This is a genomic window from Nostoc sp. C057 (assembly GCF_013393925.1).
Lineage (GTDB): Bacteria > Cyanobacteriota > Cyanobacteriia > Cyanobacteriales > Nostocaceae > Nostoc > Nostoc muscorum_A.
In genome coordinates this window covers 5,427,906-5,448,598 of record NZ_CP040281.1, presented here as the reverse complement: position 1 = coordinate 5,448,598, position 20,693 = coordinate 5,427,906, and the positions used below count along the sequence as shown (strand labels likewise).

The 20,693-nt window shown below is 39.1% G+C and carries 18 protein-coding genes; 5 read left to right on the top strand and 13 right to left on the bottom strand.

What is annotated here, in order from left to right:
• Positions 1-71 precede the first annotated feature (71 nt).
• The 10 genes from FD724_RS23280 to FD724_RS23240 form a co-directional block, all read right to left on the bottom strand.
• Complete coding sequence (locus FD724_RS23280; protein WP_179074258.1) at positions 72-776, bottom strand: SDR family oxidoreductase; 705 nt, start codon at positions 774-776, stop codon at positions 72-74.
• A gap of 81 nt (positions 777-857) precedes the next feature.
• Positions 858-1,757, bottom strand: coding sequence for an NYN domain-containing protein (locus FD724_RS23275; protein ID WP_256874339.1), 900 nt, complete (start codon positions 1,755-1,757; stop codon positions 858-860).
• Between the two features lie 40 nt (positions 1,758-1,797).
• A complete protein-coding gene (locus FD724_RS41035) occupies positions 1,798-2,214 on the bottom strand; it encodes a hypothetical protein (RefSeq protein WP_256874338.1) in 417 nt (138 codons plus the stop codon).
• Between the two features lie 118 nt (positions 2,215-2,332).
• Positions 2,333-3,112 carry a phosphate ABC transporter ATP-binding protein gene (locus tag FD724_RS23270; protein ID WP_163927552.1) on the bottom strand — a complete coding sequence of 260 codons (780 nt, stop codon included), beginning with the start codon at positions 3,110-3,112 and terminating at the stop codon, positions 2,333-2,335.
• A 553-nt stretch (positions 3,113-3,665) separates the two neighbouring features.
• Positions 3,666-4,445 (bottom strand): phosphate ABC transporter ATP-binding protein PstB, encoded by a 780-nt coding sequence (gene pstB, locus FD724_RS23265; protein ID WP_179074257.1) that lies wholly within the window; start codon positions 4,443-4,445, stop codon positions 3,666-3,668.
• 200 nt (positions 4,446-4,645) lie between these two features.
• Positions 4,646-5,527 carry a phosphate ABC transporter permease PstA gene (pstA, locus tag FD724_RS23260; RefSeq protein WP_179074256.1) on the bottom strand — a complete coding sequence of 294 codons (882 nt, stop codon included), beginning with the start codon at positions 5,525-5,527 and terminating at the stop codon, positions 4,646-4,648.
• A gap of 52 nt (positions 5,528-5,579) precedes the next feature.
• Complete coding sequence (gene pstC, locus FD724_RS23255; protein ID WP_179074255.1) at positions 5,580-6,557, bottom strand: phosphate ABC transporter permease subunit PstC; 978 nt, start codon at positions 6,555-6,557, stop codon at positions 5,580-5,582.
• A gap of 324 nt (positions 6,558-6,881) precedes the next feature.
• The gene (gene pstS / locus FD724_RS23250) at positions 6,882-7,925 is read right to left on the bottom strand and encodes a phosphate ABC transporter substrate-binding protein PstS (RefSeq protein ID WP_179074254.1); all 1,044 of its coding nucleotides are present in this window, start codon (positions 7,923-7,925) and stop codon (positions 6,882-6,884) included.
• A 357-nt stretch (positions 7,926-8,282) separates the two neighbouring features.
• A complete protein-coding gene (locus FD724_RS23245) occupies positions 8,283-8,852 on the bottom strand; it encodes a Uma2 family endonuclease (protein WP_179074253.1) in 570 nt (189 codons plus the stop codon).
• A 101-nt stretch (positions 8,853-8,953) separates the two neighbouring features.
• Positions 8,954-9,907 (bottom strand): stage II sporulation protein M, encoded by a 954-nt coding sequence (locus FD724_RS23240; RefSeq protein ID WP_179074252.1) that lies wholly within the window; start codon positions 9,905-9,907, stop codon positions 8,954-8,956.
• Positions 9,908-9,987: 80 nt separating this feature from the next.
• Between FD724_RS23240 and FD724_RS23235 the strand changes: the two genes are divergently transcribed.
• Positions 9,988-10,833, top strand: coding sequence for a hypothetical protein (locus tag FD724_RS23235; protein ID WP_179074251.1), 846 nt, complete (start codon positions 9,988-9,990; stop codon positions 10,831-10,833).
• Between the two features lie 45 nt (positions 10,834-10,878).
• The gene (locus FD724_RS23230; protein ID WP_179074250.1) at positions 10,879-11,664 is read left to right on the top strand and encodes an RDD family protein; all 786 of its coding nucleotides are present in this window, start codon (positions 10,879-10,881) and stop codon (positions 11,662-11,664) included.
• Positions 11,665-11,953: 289 nt separating this feature from the next.
• Here FD724_RS23230 and FD724_RS23225 read toward each other — a convergent pair whose 3' ends face one another.
• Positions 11,954-12,745 carry a DUF1868 domain-containing protein gene (locus tag FD724_RS23225; protein ID WP_179074249.1) on the bottom strand — a complete coding sequence of 264 codons (792 nt, stop codon included), beginning with the start codon at positions 12,743-12,745 and terminating at the stop codon, positions 11,954-11,956.
• Between the two features lie 172 nt (positions 12,746-12,917).
• On the opposite strand from FD724_RS23225, the gene holA reads away from it, so the two are divergent.
• Positions 12,918-13,907, top strand: coding sequence for a DNA polymerase III subunit delta (gene holA / locus FD724_RS23220; RefSeq protein WP_179074248.1), 990 nt, complete (start codon positions 12,918-12,920; stop codon positions 13,905-13,907).
• Positions 13,908-14,016: 109 nt separating this feature from the next.
• Positions 14,017-14,499: a DUF4168 domain-containing protein gene (locus tag FD724_RS23215; RefSeq protein ID WP_179074247.1), complete on the top strand. Its 483-nt coding sequence runs from the start codon at positions 14,017-14,019 to the stop codon at positions 14,497-14,499.
• Positions 14,500-14,693: 194 nt separating this feature from the next.
• Here FD724_RS23215 and FD724_RS23210 read toward each other — a convergent pair whose 3' ends face one another.
• Positions 14,694-15,305 carry a LuxR C-terminal-related transcriptional regulator gene (locus tag FD724_RS23210; protein WP_179074246.1) on the bottom strand — a complete coding sequence of 204 codons (612 nt, stop codon included), beginning with the start codon at positions 15,303-15,305 and terminating at the stop codon, positions 14,694-14,696.
• A 644-nt stretch (positions 15,306-15,949) separates the two neighbouring features.
• Here FD724_RS23210 and recR point away from each other — a divergent pair.
• Positions 15,950-16,507 carry a recombination mediator RecR gene (recR, locus tag FD724_RS23205; RefSeq protein ID WP_242060742.1) on the top strand — a complete coding sequence of 186 codons (558 nt, stop codon included), beginning with the start codon at positions 15,950-15,952 and terminating at the stop codon, positions 16,505-16,507.
• A 68-nt stretch (positions 16,508-16,575) separates the two neighbouring features.
• On the opposite strand, the gene FD724_RS23200 is transcribed toward recR, so the two are convergent.
• Positions 16,576-20,532 (bottom strand): CHAT domain-containing protein, encoded by a 3,957-nt coding sequence (locus FD724_RS23200; protein WP_179074245.1) that lies wholly within the window; start codon positions 20,530-20,532, stop codon positions 16,576-16,578.
• Between the last annotated feature and the right edge of the window lie 161 nt (positions 20,533-20,693).

Sequence of the window (20,693 nt, the reverse complement as noted above, 5' to 3'; positions counted from 1 at the left end):
TGTAAATTTTGCCTCTTTTGCTAGATTTTCATGTCCTTCCTAAGCAGGAATTATTTAGGCGAACTCCCACTCTAAAAGAACATATGACTATCAGGTTGAATATTAATTTCCATTGGCACAGCTTGCGGTTCGGCAGAAAGGGCAAAGAAAATAGCATTGGCAGCAGTTTCAGGACTGAGCATTTTTTTCCGGTCTACTTTTAGGTTGACATTATCCCAGAAAGGAGAATCTACCCCACCAAAGTAGAATAGCGTGAACTTGATACCAAAACGCTTGAGTTCCTCTGCCATGCACTTGCTAAAACCCACAACACCAAACTTAGAAGCAGAATAAGCTGCTGCCATCCCCATCGAATGCTTGCCGAGAATTCCTACCACATTACAGATGTGACCAGACTTGCGCTTTTGCATCTCTTCAGCAGCCGCCTGGCTAGTATAAAAGCTGCCTTTTAAGTTGACATCTAGCATTTTATCTAAATCAGCAGGTTCCAGGCTGTTGTAAGGCTTGAGTATACCTACACCGGCTGCATTCACTAAAATATCGATTTGACCAAACTTAGCGATGGTCTTTTCTATCAAAATATCTACTTGTTGGGGGTCAGTAATATCAGTGGGAACGGTCAAAACTTCCCCTGGTAAATCAGCCGCTAGTGTTGTTAAACGAACTGCATCTCTTGCAGCCAATACCAACCGGACTCCGGTGGGCGCAAGTTTATGTGTTAAAGCTGAACCAATACCACCAGTAGCACCGACAATAACGACAACTTTATCCTGCATTGCAATATTTATATTTCTTTACATCTGTTTACATAATACTGAATTACAGGCTCAGGTTGTACGTAAACATCCAGAAAGTATCTAATCGCAGAATAGTGCTGTTACCTCGTATTCTTTGCCACTCGCTTTTAATGTAAATGTGGAAGACGATTCTAAATATTTAGTAAAATTGGAACCTAACTTTAATTTTTTAATAATTGAATTAGGAGATTCTCCGGTTATTTTCCGGATCTCTGTACCTAGCTTAGACACAGATAACTTAGTTTGAGGAGAATTTATATGTATATCTTGAATAAGTTTAAATAGTAATTTATCTAATATTTCTCGATTAGAAATTTCCGTAAATTCTTCTTGTTTCTCTTGGACTTTAATAGATTCAGCAAATGAGTTATCTACAACAGATATTGGTTTCTCTTTTTCTGGCTGATTTAAATTATGTTTAATATTGATCTCGCATCTTTCTTGAAATGAAGTTGCAACATCAACTAAACTGTTTAATTTAGCATTGATTGATTCCTCTTCAGTTTTAATTAAATCTTGAATTGGATCAATCACTTTTTCAAAAGATGTAACTTCTGTTGCCATTGACAAAGAATAATAAGTTATTTTGCCAGTATTCCGGTTGTCTATATGCAAATTTTGCCCTTGTCTACGTACCCAATAAACAATCAATCCCTGGTTTTGGAGTTCGTTACAAAGATGATTTAAAATTCCATCGCTAGAACAGACTAATATTTCTTTAACTGTTGGATAAGAGCGTAAAATAGAAGCACCGAATGCAATCATTTTTGCATCAGCACTATTTTTACCTTCAGGCACATGGACAAGTTGATAGCCACGGTTATATAGTTCAATATCTTGCTTCCCAATATTGGGATTTTTCCAGTTAGCAAATGCAATTTTAACTTGGAGAGGAAATTTACAAATACTGGCTAAAAACAATTCTGAATTAATATCTAATTTTAAGTTTTCTGCATCCAAAACTAGAAGAGAGATTCCTGTTTCTAACTCATGTCTAATTTCATTTTTTTTGCTGAATTTTTAAGAGCAATTGGCTGAACACAGAAGATTCTAAGCAATCAGGCGATAATATAGTTTGCAGAAGTTCTTCAGCTAATATAAAATTAAAAGAGCCAAGACCTTTCTCTGTGATTTTTTCTTCTGGCAGGTTTTTTACTAAAGGAAGTTCCGCCTCATCAGTCATAGATACTTTAGTATGTCCATTGCTGTTAGCAAGCAAGTCCATTTCCAGGGAACAAGGTAATGCAGGCTCAAAGAATTGTTTGCCACAATTTTTGCAGAGGTAATTCTGCTGGTCATTGCGACGACCATTTTTATAATATGAAGTAGATTCGCACAGAGGACATTTCATCTTATGGTTCAGGTGGTCTAGGCAGATACTTTTCTTTAAGTATATAGTATAAAAAAAGACTGTCAATGTCAGTCTGCATTGCCCAACATAAGAAGAACTCAAAGTAAGCAGAAATTAAATTCAACCTTAATTTCCGCCTGCACTATGTCATAACCCTCTGAATAATTAGATTTTAAGAAACACTTCAATTAACGCGGGCAAAAACGTAGTCACGGGTGCGAGAATCTACGGGATTAGTAAAAATTTTATTTGTAGTACCAAATTCAACCATTTGGGTAATACGATTTTCATTACTATGAAAGAAAGCCGTAAAATCAGATAGGCGAGTAACTTGATGCATGTTGTGAGTAACAATCACAATTGTTAACTCAGAACGCAAGTTATGGATCAAATGCTCAATTTTCATGCTAGCAGCAGGATCAAGACCTGAACAAGGCTCATCCATCAATAAAACATTTGGTTTGACTGCTAAAGCCCGAGCAATACATAATCGTTGTTGTTGACCACCAGAAAGTTCTAAAGCAGACTTGTGCAACTTATTCTTCACTTCATCCCAAAGTTCGGCAGCTTTGATGGCAGATTCAACAATTCCATCTAATTCTACTTTCGGATGCCATCCAATCAATTTCACTCCATAAGCAACATTATCGTAAACACTCATAGGAAAAAGATTTGGCTTGGGAAAAACCATACTAACTTGGCGACGTAAGCGATTGATATTGACCCGACGCTCATAAATACTCTGACCAAAAAACTCTACTTTTCCTTCAACCTTCACTTCTCCTTCTAATTCACTCATGCGATTTAACGATTTAATAAAAGTAGACTTGCCACAACCGCTAGAACCAATAATTGCCGTGATTTGGTTTTGGTAAATATCCATTGACACGCCTTCAACTATCTTTTGAGTGTCGTAAGAGAAGCTGAAGTTTTTGACTCTGATGGCTGGAATTAGTTTACTCATATTGCCAAAACGTGTAAAACAAAACTTAACTAAGTAAAACAGTACAAATTAGCACAGCTGTTTCACTATGTTACTCCTAAAAGGAGATATACATGTAAATTACGTAGTTATGCTGTAGTCATCCAGCAGATAAACTGTTATCAGATATTCATCTTAAGACTGTGTTCCAAAAATTATCTTTTATAGACTTTTTATGCCTATCTTTTCCCCCTTAATTGACGTATCATCTTTGTTATGAGAAAGAATTTGGTCTGGTTCGATTTAAAATAGCTATATAGAAATCCGCTTTGATTTTTGTTCGCGCGGCGTGGTGTAGCCATACTTACTTGTGTGGGTTTGCAAGAGGCAATAGGAAAAAAGGCTTTTTGAGTTGTATAAAGTTTTTTAAAAAATCAAATATGAGTTCTATATCAATATCACATACACCTCATGGATAATGAGGAGTTAGTTTATTTATCAAGATAAATTAATAACTTTTTTAAACTACATTTTATGAGTATCTTCTAGCGCGAGATAGTTCGACAAAAATCAATAAGTCACGCTAGAACATACCTTAACCGAAACGCCCTGAAATGTAGTCGCGAGTGCGAGGGTCTAGTGGATTGTTAAAGATTTGCTCTGTAGCGCCAAATTCAATCATTTGACCAATGCGACTTTCGTCGGTGCTAAAGAAAGCCGTAAAATCAGAAACGCGGGCGGCTTGCTGCATATTGTGGGTAACGATCGCAATTGTCAACTCAGACTGTAAGCTATGAAGGAGTTCCTCAACTTTCATGGTGGCAATGGGGTCAAGAGCCGAGCATGGCTCATCCATCAGCAGAACTTTCGGCTTAACTGCTAAAGCGCGGGCAATACATAATCTTTGTTGTTGACCACCAGAAAGCCCTAAAGCTGATTTATCGAGCTTATCTTTCACTTCATCCCAAAGAGCAGCGCTTTTAAGGGCAGATTCAACAATTTCATCTAATTCTAATTTTGAATTTCTACCTGCTATTCTCATACCGTAGGCAACATTTTCGTAAATGCTTATCGGAAAAGGATTCGGTTTTTGAAACACCATACCAATTTGGCGGCGTAATCGGTTGATGTTGACACGAGGATCGTAAATATTCTGACCAAAAAATTCTACATGTCCTTCAACTTTTACAGGACCTTCTAATTCGCTAATGCGATTAAGAATTTTGATAAAGGTAGATTTACCACAACCACTAGGGCCAATAATTGCAGTTACTTGTTTTTGATAAATATCTATTGATACCTTTTCAATTGCTTTTGTTGTGCCATAGTAAAAGCTGATATTTTTAACTTTGATAGCTGGAATTAGGTTACTCATGCTTGATTAAGGTGCGAAATAAAAATTATAAAAACAGAATTCAGGAGTCAGGATTAAGACGAAATTATATAATAGTAATAGGAGACAATCAAATATATTTTAATTTTCTACTATTACTATTTAATAGTTTTAAATTAGTAGAAAATCTGAATTATCTACTAATTAATTCTTACCTCTGACTTCTGAATTCTGTATTCTGCTCATTTTATTCTTCTCTGTCTAATAACTAAGCGAGAAATAATGCTGACACATAAAATTAAGCCGAGTAAAACTATAGAAGTAGTCCATACCAATTGGCTTTTTTCTGGGTCGGGGTCATTGTAGAGGTTAAAAATCAATACTGGTAAAGAAGCTGTTGGACTTAACAATCCTTCTGACCAATCTAGACTAAATAAAGCGGTAAAAATTAAGGGTGCTGTTTCACCAGCAGCACGAGCTACAGCTAATAAAATGCCTGTAGTAATTCCGGGGATTGCAGTAGTGACAACAATGCGAAAAGTAGTTTGGAAGCGAGTTCCACCTAAAGCAGCAGAGGCGAGGCGTTGAGATGCAGGAATCAGTTTTAAGGATTCTTCTGTTGTCAGTATAATCACAGGTAGCATAATCACGGCTAAAGCAAAACCACCTGCGATCGCACTAAATCCTTTAGTTACTAAAACTATTACACCATAAGCGAATACACCTACAACAATTGAAGGCACGCCTGTAAGAATGCTGGTGATAAAACGAACAAGACTAGCAATTGTGTTGCTTTGTCCAAATTCTGCCAAAAAAATTCCTGTCATAATCCCTGTGGGAATGCTTAAAATAGCACCAATGATCACCATGATTATGGTTCCTAGGATGGCATTGCCAAAGCCATTATCAATAACTGCTTTGACAAACATTTCTGATTTGAGTCCAGATATTCCCCGGATGAAAATTTCCCACAAAATTGATAATAAAGGAATGAGTGCTAGACCTGTAAAACCAAAGGCGATCGCATTCATTGAGTATGTAAATATTAACCGCTCTGTTGGCAGAGGACTGCATAATTCTGCTACCAAAGATTCATCCGTTTCTGACTGGATGTAACCACTCATAATTTTTACAAATTTTGATTGATAAACGTCTTGCTACACCGATAAGAAAATATCATTTGTTTTTCCTAGCAACCCACTTCACCAATAGTACAGCGCCAATATTTACAGCTAAAGTCAATCCAAACAAAATCAATCCCAAATAGCTTAAAGCACCTATATGTAATCCCGGTTCAGCTTCAGCAAATTCATTAGCTAATACAGAGGGAATTGTATAAGCTGGATCGAGTAAAGAAGCGCTGATTTGAGCAGAGTTACCAATCACCATAGTGACAGCCATTGTTTCACCCAAAGCACGTCCTAAAGCAAGCATGGCTGCACTCACAATTCCAGAAAATCCCGATGGTAGCAAGACTCGAAAAATTGTTTCCCAACGAGTTCCACCCAAAGCCATAGATGCACTACGTAATTCTTTAGGGATAGCCATTAAGACATCACGACTAATTGCTGCCATTGTGGGCAAAATCATGATGGCTAGAATAACTCCAGCAGTCAACATATTAGTCCCAGAAGGATCTTCTGTATTAAACAGTGGTATCCATTTAAAAGTGCTGGCTAGCCACTTTTGTAGAGGTTCTAGAACTGGAATAAAGACAAAAATACCCCATAAACCAATAATTACACTAGGAATTGCTGCAATCAATTCAACAACAAATGCTAGGATGGTTCGCAGCGATGTAGGTAAGAAATTTTCACTTGTGACTAAGGCTACTGCCATTCCCACCGGGACAGCAAATAAAATAGCGATCGCACTACTTACCAGAGTTCCATAAATATAGGGTAATGCACCAAAAATCTGATTACCTGTATCCCAATCTTTTCCCCACAAAAACCCCAGTCCAAACTGCTTGATGGCTGGTAGAGCTTCTGAGAAAATTACCCAACTCATCAAAAATAGCACTGCAACAGTAATCACGGCAAAAAAGTATACTAGCCGTGTAAAACCTTGGTCAAACCAGAAGTTTGCACCACTGACACCTGTTAGATTAAAACTTTCATCGCCTAGATTTGAATCATCTGATGAATTTTCCATTACAAATCAATAAAATAGATTTTTGATTACTACTAGAACGAGTTATGAACTTACTCTAGTAGGAGAGGAAATTAGTAAGATAATCCCCCTATTCCCTCTTTTTAAGGGGGAACATTAAAATCCCCCTTTTTAAGTAGGTTGGGGGAAATTTTCTACGTAAGTTCTAAAGTTGTGTAGGTTGAGTTGAGTAACGAAACCCAACATTTTCATAGCTTTGTTGGGTTGCGCTTTGCTTCACCCAACCTACAATTTTTATTAACCCAAACGTATTGCTTTTTAAGTGGGTTGGGGGATATTTTCTACGTAAGTCCTAAAGTTTGCAAATTAAGGTTTGACAGAGCTATTCACTGTTTGAAGCACCCGATTCGCTACATTAGATGGAATTTTGGTGTAGTTGAGGTCATCGTTATACTGTTGACCATCCTTCAATACCCAATTAATCCATTTCTTAATTGCATCAGCCTTAGCAGGATTAGCATACTGTTTGTAAACCATCATCCAAGTAAGACCAACAATGGGATAACCTTGTCCTGGATCTCCTACAAAAACACGGTAGTTGTCTGGGAAAGTAACAGTTGCTAAAGCTGCATTTGCAGATTGTAAAGAAGGAGCAACAAATTCTCCTTTCTTATTTTGTACCAGTGCTGATTTGAGGTTGTTTTGGACAGCGTAGCTATATTCTACATAACCGATAGAACCAGGAGTCCGAGCTACTATAGCAGCTACGCCTGGATTACCTTTGCCTTTGAGGACATTTGGCAAATTCCATTTTGGAGCAGTGTTAGCTCCAACTCTGCCTTTAAAATAGCCACTGATAGCACTCAAGTGATTAGTAAAAATGAAAGTTGTACCGCTACCATCAGCACGAACAGCAAATTTAATTGTTTGATTTGGTAGATTAGCACCTGGATTATCAGCTTTAATCTTTGCGTCATCCCATTTGGTAATTTGACCTGAATAAATTGCTGGTAGTGTAGCGCGGGACAATTTGAGATCGTTAACACCCGGAAGATTGTAAACAACAGAAACAGCGCCGCCGGCTGTGGGTACTAAGATTGCACCGTTCTTGACTTTAGCAATTTCATCATCTTTCATTGCAGCATCACTACCACCAAAGTCAACGGTTCCAGCGATGACTTGACGAATACCGCCGCCACTACCAATTGCTTGATAGTTAATTTTCAAGTCTGGATATTTCTTCTTTACTTCACGAGCATACCGTTCGTAAAGCGGAGCCGGAAAAGTTGCTCCTGCACCATTGAGAGTTTCAGCTTGTGCGATCGCACTAAAAAATGGACTAAGTGCAACAGAAGTTGTCACCAATGAAGTAGCAACGACACGATTCAAGGTGGTGGTCGAAAAAATCATATTACCTCTGATTAAAGGAATATCTTCCTGCTGTAATTCCAGCCTTAATCAAGGTACATTTGTTATGGTTAAACTTTCTTTAACAATTGATAAACAATAAATTAAGATGCGTTTAAATCTTAATTTAAAATATTTTTTACTTGTTGATATTTGATTGATTAGATTAGTTAGTAAAAAGATGCCAATAAAAACTTAAATTAAATTTAAATAATTAAAAATGAGTAAATCACTAAATTTAAAAAATATAACTTTGCTAGAAAATGGATAAAAATCTGTGCTTATCGGTTAGTTCGGTGATGATGCGTTTTGGCATATTTTCAGTGCAAGAATAGTAGGTTGGCTTGAACAAAATATTTGTTACGCAGTCACCTTTAACCATCCAAAAATATCACCTACCGTCAACTGTAACCCCTGACAAAATTCTGGCACTGCTAAAACAGACTCAATTTCCTCAAAAGGTAAAGGTTGTTGTCCCGCAGGATAAACAGCAATGAACCGCTCATCAGGGTCAATTAACCAACCCATTTGAGTCCCATGATTGAGAGCGTGTAAGATTTTTTTTGTAACTTTTGTATGACTTTGTTCGGGGGAGAGAATTTCGATTATCCAGTCGGGTGCTACAGTAAATGTATTGGCAATATCACCATTTTCATCTACGGGAAGCCTTGCCCAAGAAAATACAGCGACATCGGGAACTATAGAACGTCCTGCAAAAGTGCAACGCAATTCTGGAAAAGCCCAACCCATTTTTTGGACTTTGATAACAGAATTGATTGTGGGACAGAGTTCTCCTTGAATAGTGCTATGTTTTCCTTGAGGCATAGGTTTTGGAATGATTTGACCGTCAATGTATTCACAGTAAGGTTTAGTTTCTGGTAGTGCGAGAAACTCTTCTAGAGTCAATCTTTTATTTGATATTTGTACCATGATTATCCTAGCTTCAACTTATAATACTTTTTGACATCGTTAGTATTTACCTTATTCTAAAATATTTTTCAATTTGCCAATCCGTCAACATCTAAATTATTTCATGCTTTCTTGCGCCTACAATACATTACCAAAAGTATAAATAATCCCATCCCTGCCAAATATTTAATTGCATCAGGTATGCTCGGATTAGGTGAAAAGAAGCCTTCGATCGTACCAGCAATAATCAACATTGGTACAATGCCAAATACTAGCTGCACCGCCTGAGAACCATAAAATTTCAGTGCATCCCCACGGCGATATTTACCAGGAAATAAAATTGCTCTTGCTAATAAAAATCCTGCACCTCCAGCAAAAAAGATTGCGGGTAATTCCAAGGAACCATGCGGAAACACAAAGGCCCAAAAAGGATAAGCCAGATTATTTTGACCAACTAAAGTGCCAACAGCACCAATTAATAAGCCATTAAAAATCATCAAGTAGGCTGTATATAGACCGACGGTGATGCCACCGGCAACAGCACCAAAGGATACTGACAGATTATTGATCGTGATACTGCTGGATGCCAGAGGTTCAACGCCGACAATCGACCCCATCCATAATTTATGCTCATCTCGCACTTTGGTAATCAAACTTTCAGGTACGATCAAAGCCATAAAGCTGGGGTTTTGCCAAGAATACCACCAAGCCACTAGTGTCCCCAGTAGGAACAGTGCCGTGGCTACAGCAATATATGCAAATGTTTTCTGGACTACATCGGGTAATCCCCATTTGTAAAATTCTAGGATTGCCTGCCATTCCTGTCGTCGCGAACCTTGGTAAATCTGCGTATAGGCACGAGTTGTTAAAGATTGTAAACTTTGTATCAAAGTATTGCCGATTTGCTGGGTACGGGCACGAGCCAAATCTGCCGCTACTGAACGATATAAACTCGCTAACTCTCTAATTTCTGCTGCCCTTAGAGACTTTAGCCCTTTTTTTTCTATCTGCTTTAATAAGGCATCCAGACGTTGCCAATTTGGTTCTCGTCGCGCAATCCAACGTTGAATATTCATGAATTTTGGGAACACTGAGTTTAACTTAGCTTAAGATAGCCTCAAATTGATCTCCGTAGTTTCAAGGGAAATTTGCCATTATGTCTGAAAATTTTGGATCTTCCGGCCAGATACAACCACTGAGTGTAGGAAATGTTGTCAGTGCTGCGGTGCGATTGTATCGTTCTCATCTTAAGACTTATCTGAAACTGGCTGCGATCGCTCACTTGTGGGTTCTCCTTCCGATTTATGGCTGGGCAAAATATGCAGCCATCTCTGGACTAATTTCACGCTTGGCTTTTGGAGAATTGATTTACCAACCTGAAACTGTCCAAGCCGCCAGCAGCCATGTTAATCCGCGTCTCTGGTCATTTTTAAGAGTTGGTTTTCAGGTAGGAGTATCTTTGCTGCTAGTTTATTTAGGATTGGCGATCGCAGGTGGTATTCTGTCTGCTTTGCTGGTAGCGTTATTAGGAGGGATATTAGGTACTGCGGGTGTTATAGTCACAACCACATTGACAATAATTTTAATGGTAATTATTTTACTGTTGGGACTAACCTGGTTCTACTCTCGTTGGATAGTAGCTGAGGTACCGCTAGCAGTTGAAGAAAATGTTAATGGTGGCGAAAGTGTTGCTAGAAGTTGGGAGTTAACTAAAGCCTCGGTACTTCGCATTCAGGGCGTTGTTTTAGTTGCTTTTTTCGTTACACTGCCATTAGTGTTTGTATTAAACTATGTACCTAGCTTATTCCTCATCAAGCTTGAGCCTGGTACTGTCATCTACGGAATTGTGTATTTTATTTCTGTCATTGGTAGCTTAGTAGGTGGAGTTTTGATAATGCCATTCTGGCAAGCACTAAAAGCTGTTTTATACTTGGACTTGCGGACTCGGCGTGAAGGTCTGGGTTTGCAGTTAAGACAACCTCCTACACAAGATTTTCGTTAACTCAACGCCTTAATTCAACTCTATTAATTTTCAATTGGTTAAAATATGCGCTTTTTTAATCGCATCACATTCCAGACTCCAGAAAGTGTAGAGTTGGAATTTACTTTAGCGGGAATTGGTAATCGAGCTTTAGCGCTGCTGATTGACTATACAGTGTTGGGTATAACTTTGCTTTTGTTTGTCTTTACCTGGGCTGTCTTTTCAACGCAGCTGGTAAATTTTATTGAAGACTTTTTTACGAGTTTACCAAATTTAGACATTTGGTTGTTAGCAATTTTCTTCATTATTGCCTTTGCAATTTACATCAGCTATTTTGTATTTTTTGAAACCTTATGGTTTGGGCAAACCCCTGGTAAACGGGTTGCTAAGATTCGCGTAGTTCGAGATGATGGCAGGCTCATTGGGTTACAACAAGCAACTCTCCGTGCCCTACTACGCCCCTTTGATGAGACTTTATTTATTGGCGCTTTTTTAATTATGTTGGGTAGTCGTGAAAAGCGTTTAGGTGATTTGGCTGCCGGTACAATTGTAATTCAAGCTGAAACACCCATTGCATCTGCGACATTGACAATTTCAGAACAGGCAAAGGAACTTTATGAACAGTTAATCCAAATCGCCGATTTATCGAAATTATTGCCCGATGATTTTGCAGTTATTCGTGAATATTTGCAGCGACGGGCTGCAATGTCATTAAAGGCAAGAGCCTCACTATCTCTAAAGTTAGCCGAGCAAGTAGTAGCTATTATTAATTTAGAAAACTTGCCAGAAGCTGTTACACCTGATGTATTTTTAGAAGCTGTTTATCTCGTGTATCAAGAACCTAAATTTTAGGCGAGAGATTTTATTTACAGCATTGGTAAAAAGTTAAGTTTACCTAAAATACAAAATCTTGAAGAAGAATTCAGAAGTCAGAATTCAGGAGTCAGAATCAAGACGCTCGATAGCGTAGCCATGCCAAAGGCTTTACGCTGCGCTATCGGACAGTCGTACAAAATTCATTCTGTTAGCGGATAGCTAAGGTTTAGCCCATTCTGACTCCTGACTCCTGGATTCTGTTCGATAATCAGTAGTCAGTTGCCAGTGAGTGGAAACTACTGGCTACTAACTACTAATTAATGACTTAAAAATCTAAAATCGGCCAATCTGGTTCACGATAATAGTGTGTCATGTTGTCAAATTTTCGTAATTCAACACGATTGATCGAAAATTCTGGCAAATTAAACAGCCATTTTTCATTCAATTCCGAAAGATTTGTGCTGAAACTTGTGCGGTCTAAGTCAGATGAAACCTCCCCAAAATAGGCTAATGTAACATGGGCAGTGAAATGATAATGCTGCTCAATACCCAAGGCAATCAACTTGGGATTTTGATAAATTGTTCGGCGGAATTTAATAATTTCCTCATAGCAGCTTTCATTTTGAGGTACTAAACAAACAGCTATAGCTCTTGGCATCAGTATCAGTCCCAGCATTTGCCATTTAATCGGATGACTCCTATTTGTCATCAATTGTTGATATTGCTGAAACATTTCGGCTAAACAAGAGGGTAACTCCTCGTCAAATTTTGGATTATTTTCGCGGGCATCAAGGTAAGCATGATCCCAAATTAAATCCGCTAAAGTTACATGGAAGCTAGCAGGAGGTACAGGTATAATCAAATTACGGTTTACAGGCAACTGCAAAAGTTCCTGTTGGTAAGTCTGTAATTTGGCATAGAAAGCAGAATTTTCTGATTTTTCTTCTGCCGCAGGCGTTGTAATTAGCGTATACCCAGGAAAAGACGCTGCTTCTCTCAAGCCGGAATTTGGCTGAAATTTAGAAGATTCCTGAATATGCTGGGCTTGGGATCTGTAGGCTTCTGGCAGCGTCAGTCGTGCTAACCGATTTAAGTAAGTTTGATAGTTGTCGTCCAATCTTCATAGCCTCACGCTCTCACTTGATAGATTTTAGGGAAAATTACCCCGAATAAGAGAATGATTTTAAAAGTATTTAGTTTTTGGGGCTGAGGAAGTTAGCAGTTAGGAGGTAGGAGTTTTAAGAATTCTTCTCCAATGCACCATTCTCCATGCCCAATGAGGTTTATCTATGCCAATCTATGTTTACTGGGGTGAAGATGATTTTGCGATGGAAAAGGCGATCGCTGTTTTGCGCGATCGCGTTCTCGATCCCAATTGGATAAGTTTTAATTACACTGCATTCACCCCAGATCAAGCTGATGCTGCTATCCAGGGGTTAAATCAGGTGATGACACCCACTTTCGGCGCTGGTGGGCGCTTGGTATGGCTGATAAATACAACCTTGTGTCAGCACTGTCCAGAGAACGTCTTAGGGGAACTGGTGCGATCGCTATCTGTCATTCCCGAAAACTCATTTTTATTACTCAGCAGCCGCAACAAGCCAGATGAACGCCTCAAATCCACGAAATTGTTAAAACAATTTGCTACCGAATTCCGAGAATTTCCCCTCATTCCCCCTTGGAAAACCGAATTACTAGTGCAATCTGTTAATCAAGTAGCCCAGACTGTGGGCGTAAAATTGACTGCCAATACTGCCCAACTGTTGGCAGAATCCGTCGGAAATGATACGCGATTGCTCTACAATGAAATAGAGAAATTACGGTTATATGCCCACGGTACCAATAAGCCTTTAGACGTAGATACCGTTACAAAGTTAGTAAGAAATACTACTCAAAATAGTTTACAATTAGCAGCAGCAATCAGAATAGGAGATACAGCGAAAGCTTTGACAACCTTGGCAGATATGATCAATGCTTCTGAGCCGGGATTACGGATAGTGGCCACATTGATTGGACAATTTCGCACCTGGCTATGGGTCAAGATTATGATAGAAAGTGGTGAGCGCAACCAACAAGCGATCGCTCAAGCTGCTGATATCGGTAATCCCAAGCGGATCTATTTCTTACAACAAGAAATCAAACTGCTTTCTGTGCAACAGTTAATCTCCTGCTTACCTCTACTATTGGAGTTAGAAGTGAGCCTCAAGCAAGGAGCATCAGAAATGTCAACATTTCAGACTAAAGTCATCGAACTTTGTCAAATATGCCGAGGAAGTTGACAATCAAATATAAAAACTTGATGTATTGAACAGTTGCTGGAACTTCCAACTCTGAAAATAATTCAAAGTCCTTATAATATCCCTGATGTAGTTTTGTGTCACACACTATATGAATAAAATTTCCAATTTCCTTTCCCGATCCAGCCGAAAGCGAATCCTTTGCCAATCATTCTTTTTCGGCGCGATCGCTACTGCGAGTGTCATTTCTAACGCTTTTTCAGTTAATTCAAAAGCTTATGGTCAAACTGCATCACCAATAGCTAACAATACTCAAATTGACAGCTACGCTCAAGCAGTGCTAGCAATGGAACCAGCACGTCAAAAGGCTTTTGAAACCATTAAAAACCTGATTGGCAGTGGAGAAGTTCCCAAAATTGTTTGTAACGATTCTAACAGCATAAATGATCTTCCTAGAAAGGCTCAAGATATCGCAGTAAATTACTGTAATAACTCTCAAAAAATTGTCCAAGATAATGGTTTGAGCATCGATCAGTTTAACAAAATCACTATAGAACTACAAAATAACGATCTTTTAAAACAGCAGGTTTACAACACCTTATTACGTCTGCAAAAAACCCCCGATTCTCCTTAGTTAAAATCTGCATAACACTAAAATTAGACAGGATCGCGGTTAAAATAACTACCCTTGTATGAAAGCAAGGGCTAGTATTTTTTATCTATAGAACAATCCAAGATTTATTCATAAAATACTCGTTTGTGGATAATAGGTTAATAAGTAATAATCTATTGAATTTTAAGAATCGGTTTTTATTACCGTCCTATCATTCAATTATCAGAAAAGTTTGCTTGTCGCTTAGTGTGAATATTTTTCATGTGCTTCTTCACGGTGTTTATGGTGATGTAAAGCTTCATAGCAATTTCTTTGTAGCTGTAGTTGCTTCTATAGAGAAACCAAATTTCAGCTTCTCGTGGCGTGAGGTCAAATTTTTTAACTTCAGTGAGTGCTACATTTTTTACAGACTCATACTGGTTTTCTATGGTAACTAATAAGCAAGGCACTTCAAACCCATCTAAATCTAGCAGTCTCACCCTAATCCGAAAAATATTTGACTTATCAAGTACAATTTCATCCGACAAAATCAGAAGTTTATCAGAAAACAAATACTGGCTACTGAGTAAAGATTCACAAAGATTCCAGATAGCTGGCGGTACAAAATTCGGGTTGAAATTGTCTTGATTGAATTGGCAACAAAGGCGATTAGCAGACGCATTACTATGTACTACTTCACCAGTTTGGCTTAAAATTAATATACCGTCTTCTAAGCCTTCAATTACTTCTTGTAAAAAATTAGCTCGCTTCGAGTTAAGTAAATCAATATTCTCTAGCTGTTCTGGTTCTGCTACTGTTTTTACTAATGTCTTTGTTAGGGCAATCATAGGAGATAAATTAATGTATAAAATAGTGCTTGTTTATTAGATTCGTGCAACTTGGAAGATGTACTAATCTATTTTTCGGATGATTATCTGAATAAATTGGGTGAATATTGCAGACTAATCACACTCATGAAAGTAAGTACAAGTGTTATTTCTAAAACAAACTCCTGATAATACTCAATCAACAATTCATCTATTTTGTTTGAATTAATTTAGGTTATACATTTTAAATACAACTCTGAAATAGCCTATTTCGGAAGACGCAAAATTTAATTTGGCTAGACTTTGCCTCGCTACGCTAAGGTGTCATTGCTAGATTAATTGTGTAAAATCAAACGTATTGTTTTGTTGAATGTGAGCCACTTCTACAAAATAGCTATCACCCCAATAAATAAAAATTATTCAGATAGAAATAAAAATATACACGCAAATATTTATACTTGCGTGTATTTACTAAGTATGCTAAATTGCAGACTAAATTTTACATTGATTAAAGTAAGCGATCGCAGGTAGGCTCAAAAGCTTCCATAATAAACGCCATACCAGACAGATGGAAGTACCTGAAAAATGTCATCATAGTTAAGGTAAAACATTCTGGAGATAAGACAACGGTTTACGCACGCCCTTTAGCACGGTTAATTGAGCAATTGCAACGCCTGCCGGGAGTTGGCCCTAAATCTGCCCAAAGACTGGCTTTGCATATTTTGAAGCGTCCAGAAGCAGAAGTAGAAGCTTTGGCACAAGCATTAATTGAAGCCAAAAAACAGATAGGCTTGTGTTCTGTTTGCTTTCACTTATCTGCTGAACCTGTTTGTGAAATCTGTCGCAATGCCAACCGTGACAACAATACTATCTGTGTCGTAGCAGATCCCCGCGATGTAATTGCGCTGGAAAAAACCCGCGAATACAAAGGCAAATATCACGTTTTGGGTGGGGTGATTTCTCCAATTGATGGAATTGGGCCAGAACAGCTGAATATACTGGCTTTGCAGCGACGGGTAAATCAGCAAAAACCTCAAGAAGTTATTCTGGCAATTAGTCCGAGTATAGAAGGGGAAACAACAACACTATATATAGGTCAGCTATTGAAACCATTTACCAAGGTGACGCGGATTGCCTTTGGTTTGCCTGTAGGTGGTGATTTGGAATACGCCGACGAAGTGACTCTGGCAAGGGCATTGGAAGGACGCAGGGAGTTAGATTAAGCTTAATTAAAAGGTTTATAAACATTTTGAGGTAGGGGCAATTCATGAATTGCCCCTACCTCAAAGTATTAATTAGGCTTACCCGTAATCGTAAATGCTGCCCAGTAGTAAGGATGATTATAAAGATTTTTATCTGATGCCATTTTACTATTTCTATATAGTTGCGTCGCTAAATAAGTTTGAATTCGTAATTCTTCAGGATGCAGATTATTCAAAATATCTTCATACCATTTTGTCAGTTCTCCAGCAGTTAGTTCTTTCAGCCACCTTGTTGCTTCCGCTAAAGCAGTAACAGCTGATTTATTAGGCTGTAATCTCCGATAAAACTCTATCATCACCAAGGCACTAGCTGAAGATTCTACACTCCAGAGAGTACTAACTATATGAGGAACACCCTGACTTACCAAACCACTGGCTAAACTCACATATTCACCGCTGATAGTGTGGTTGCTAGTACTTAAATTTTCACACGCAGAGAGAGTAATCAGGTTGTAAGTTGATAGATTGTGTTGATAGATTTCATCTAGAGTTAGTTTTTCTTCACCTGCTAATGCTAATTCTGACTTTTTGGGTTCAGCTAAATTATTAGTGACATGACCTGTAAAATGAAAAATATTGTAATTATCAAAAAAGGCATTTTCAACAATATTTTTTGTAGCTTCTGCTCCCTGAATTCGTTGGATATTATTGAACATCTGGCTCACAACTTCAGATTCGAGTTTAGCAAATTTTAGTGGAGGATAACCTGCACTTTCAGGATGTTCAACACTGAGCAATAACTGATTTTGCCATTGCCAAATATCTTCAGTTCTTATTGATAAACCTATTTGGGCACTGGGTAAATAGGTGACGGTGAAATTGGACTCCACATTCGGCAACTCTTCCTGGGATGGGGAAGAAAGATGGAAAAGGGTATGAATGGGCAATCTGTACAAGTCGCGGTGAGGAATTAAAACCAGTTGAGTGATGCCTTCGAGTTCTTGGGCAATTGTGGAAATATTCAAGATGCCATACAACTGCACCAGCTTCTGTTCCATATCCACTCGCCAAGAATGCTGGCTTTTACTTTCTTTGTCTTGGGCTGTGGTGCGATATTCTTGGTATTGTTGATGCCAATCTTCTAGCCAAGTTTCAAATTCAATTAGGCGTTGTACTGCTTCAGGTAGTGGCAATTCATTGAGACGAATAGCGTCTTCTCCTAAAGGTATTGCCCCGGCATCTTGCATGGGTGTAAACAGGAGAATCGGTGATGGCGCTTGGTCTTTGAGAATGAAAGTATGTAGGGCGACTGGACTAATATGCCAGTAAATAATTGCTGTTGTGGGATTAAATAGTTGTTGAATTGCACCATAATGGGGCGAGTAAATATTATTATTCCAGCCAGAAAGTAGCCAGTTTAAACAAGCATTCTTGCCCTGTTCGGCAATTTCCCAAGCTTCAACTAAATCACCAGACTCTACTGCTAAATCAACTGCCAATTGATCAAAGCCTGCAAATTTCAAAGCTAGCTGTTTTTTACTTTCGTCTGAGCGAGTTTCTTCACTCAGCAATTGTCGCAATAAATCTGTACCGCGTTGCAGCAATTCTTGAACTTGTGTTGTTTGTCCCAAACCCATCAGTACTTTGCTTAGAGATTGCAAAACCTCTAGGTGGAATAGGGGAAAATATTCTAGTGTTAGGGTTAACAGCGCCTGATGGTACTCAGATGCAGCTTTGCGCCAATAATCGCGAGGATTGGGATGTTTTTTGCCTTGATCGTAATAAGTATTAGCGATCGCCAGATGCAATCTACCCCAACCTTCTGGGTGGGTATCTGTCCGTAGATGTTTTAACCCTTCTTCGTAGCTGGCTAATTTTCCTTCGTAGCCGCCCTGTTGTAGGGCGGGATTTGTCGCTGTTATATTACTCGACAAATTCAGCAATGCGTCAGAATTTACTAAATTACCGATCGCAGTTCCCCGACCAATCCAAGCTTCCCAATAATCTTGTTTAATTTCCAAAGCGTTGTCATAACAAGCGATCGCTTCGGCAAATTGTTCTAAATAAAACAGCGCTACTGCCTGATTATACCAAGCTAAGTGGAAGTCAGGTTTGATGGCGATCGCTTGGCGATAGGAAGCGATCGCTTCTTGGCGACGACCTAAGTTGTCTAATGCTATGCCTCGGTTGTACCAAGCTAAGTAGAAGTCGGCTTGAACTGAAAGGGCTTTATCCCAGGAGGCGATCGCTTCTGACCACCTTCCTAAATTAAACAGCACTACACCCCGGTCTATCCAAACTTCGTGGTACTCTGGATTAATTTCTAGGGCTTTGTCGTAGGATATAATCGCCTCTGAAAATTGTTCGCCTACAGCTAGGGCTATCCCTCGGTGATACCAGTTTTCCTGGTCTTCTGGTTCCAATTGCAGCGCTTGATCGTAACTATAAATAGCTTCTGGTAGCCAACCTAACTTCAGTAATGCCAAACCCTTGCTAGACCAAGCCTCTTGGTAGTCTGGCTTGACTTCTATAGCTTTGTCAAAAGAAGCGATCGCTTCTTCAAAATATCCTAATTCTCCAAGAGTTCCACCCCGGTTGTGCCAAGCTTTGTAGAAGTCGGGTTTTAGTTCTATGGCGGTTTCGTAAGATGCGATCGCTTCTTCAAAACGTTCTAAATGGAACAGTGTCAAGCCTCGATTAAACCAATACTCTGAGACTTCAGGTTGAAGTTCAATAGCTCGATCGTAAGATGCGATCGCGCCTAACAAATCACCTGTTTTCGCTTGGCTTAGACCTTGGTAAAACCATCCTTGAGCGTTGGTAATCGGATTATCGCTATGTCGCTCAATAATACCGGGAGAATTACTGCTTTGAACTGCCAAGTTAGAAGCAAGTTGCTGGACTAAATTGGTACTTTGATCCAATTTCACCCACAACTCATCTAATGTATTAGCCACATTTGGCTCTAAATTTGTCAAAGCGCTATCCCAGTTTTCCACCGAGGGAGAAGTTGTTAATTCACTTCTTGGCCTAGTAGAAAGGAGATTTACTCCTGTTGTACTTTGAACAACTTCTTCATCATCGAACCTCAGTTGGGCTAATGAGGTGATTGAATCTTCCTTTGCGGGGAGAGGGAGATTTTCGGGTATTGTGGCTTGGGTTTCTTCCCTTTCATACTCCAATACCAGTTCCTCTAAATTTTCGGTGAATCTTTCCTCAAAAAAGATATTTTCAGATGCTGAGGTGATTGGTTCAACAGCTGGCACATCATATTCCCATAACTGCTCACCTAAGCTACGAATTAGCTCTTGCCCAGGCGAAATTGGGATAATTTCTTCATCGGTTGTGATTTCTACAACATCTGGTTCATCATACTCCCATAACTGCTCGCCTAAATTGCGGATCAGTTCTTCTCCAGGAGTAATTTCTACGACATCCGGCTCATCATACTCCCATAACTGCTCGCCTAAATTACGGATCAGTTCTTCACCAGGAGTAGTTTCTATGACATCTGGCTCATCATGCTCCCATAACTGCTCGCCTAAATTGCCGATCAGTTCTTCCCCAGGAGCGATTTCTACCCCATATTGTTCAGGAGTAATTTCTAAGTCCGCTTCTGGATAATTCTCCTCATCCTCTATCTGTATAGGTGAGTTTTGCATCATGCGGATGCCAATGTCATAAGCAACATCTCCAATTCTGCCAACACCAAGTTCCCCCAATTGCACCATCTGTGATGCTAAAAGAGGATTCGGTGCAGGTGAAGCTAGCAAGCTTTCGCCAAACATCACCAACCAATCTATCCAGCGTTCGGCCGGAATCCGATTTTCAACCCGTTGCAGATACCTCAATGCCCACTGTCGTCCTCGTGCTTGATGCACGCCTTCTAACAATTGGATAAACAATTGTTCCAGATCAGCATTGGTTAGTTCTGGTAGTACCTCCACCAGATTGTGTCCTCTCGCACCCTTAAGAGAACTAGCCTGCTTACTTTCAATGAGGCGCTTTAAAAGCCTTTTAAGCGACTGCGATATCCGCCTGAGCATCTGCCACACTATTGGATTTTGTTTTTCTAGATTGTAGCCATCGTTGTGTTAAAAAAATCATTAATTACGTAAAAATCCATTAGATCGGGACAGCGCTTCCGTCGCAGGTTAGCAAAAAATATACCAAAATTCAAGAGTAAAGCATTACAACGTTACAATTC

Coding starts and splice junctions, on each gene's coding strand:
- FD724_RS23280 (WP_179074258.1), bottom strand. CDS start 776: ATGCAGGATAAAGTTGTCGTTATTGTCGGTGCTACTGGTGGTATTGGT.
- FD724_RS23270 (WP_163927552.1), bottom strand. CDS start 3,112: ATGAGTAAACTAATTCCAGCCATCAGAGTCAAAAACTTCAGCTTCTCT.
- pstB (WP_179074257.1), bottom strand. CDS start 4,445: ATGAGTAACCTAATTCCAGCTATCAAAGTTAAAAATATCAGCTTTTAC.
- pstA (WP_179074256.1), bottom strand. CDS start 5,527: ATGAGTGGTTACATCCAGTCAGAAACGGATGAATCTTTGGTAGCAGAA.
- pstC (WP_179074255.1), bottom strand. CDS start 6,557: ATGGAAAATTCATCAGATGATTCAAATCTAGGCGATGAAAGTTTTAAT.
- pstS (WP_179074254.1), bottom strand. CDS start 7,925: ATGATTTTTTCGACCACCACCTTGAATCGTGTCGTTGCTACTTCATTG.
- FD724_RS23245 (WP_179074253.1), bottom strand. CDS start 8,852: ATGGTACAAATATCAAATAAAAGATTGACTCTAGAAGAGTTTCTCGCA.
- FD724_RS23240 (WP_179074252.1), bottom strand. CDS start 9,907: ATGAATATTCAACGTTGGATTGCGCGACGAGAACCAAATTGGCAACGT.
- FD724_RS23235 (WP_179074251.1), top strand. CDS start 9,988: ATGTCTGAAAATTTTGGATCTTCCGGCCAGATACAACCACTGAGTGTA.
- FD724_RS23230 (WP_179074250.1), top strand. CDS start 10,879: ATGCGCTTTTTTAATCGCATCACATTCCAGACTCCAGAAAGTGTAGAG.
- holA (WP_179074248.1), top strand. CDS start 12,918: ATGCCAATCTATGTTTACTGGGGTGAAGATGATTTTGCGATGGAAAAG.
- FD724_RS23215 (WP_179074247.1), top strand. CDS start 14,017: ATGAATAAAATTTCCAATTTCCTTTCCCGATCCAGCCGAAAGCGAATC.
- FD724_RS23210 (WP_179074246.1), bottom strand. CDS start 15,305: ATGATTGCCCTAACAAAGACATTAGTAAAAACAGTAGCAGAACCAGAA.
- FD724_RS23200 (WP_179074245.1), bottom strand. CDS start 20,532: ATGCTCAGGCGGATATCGCAGTCGCTTAAAAGGCTTTTAAAGCGCCTC.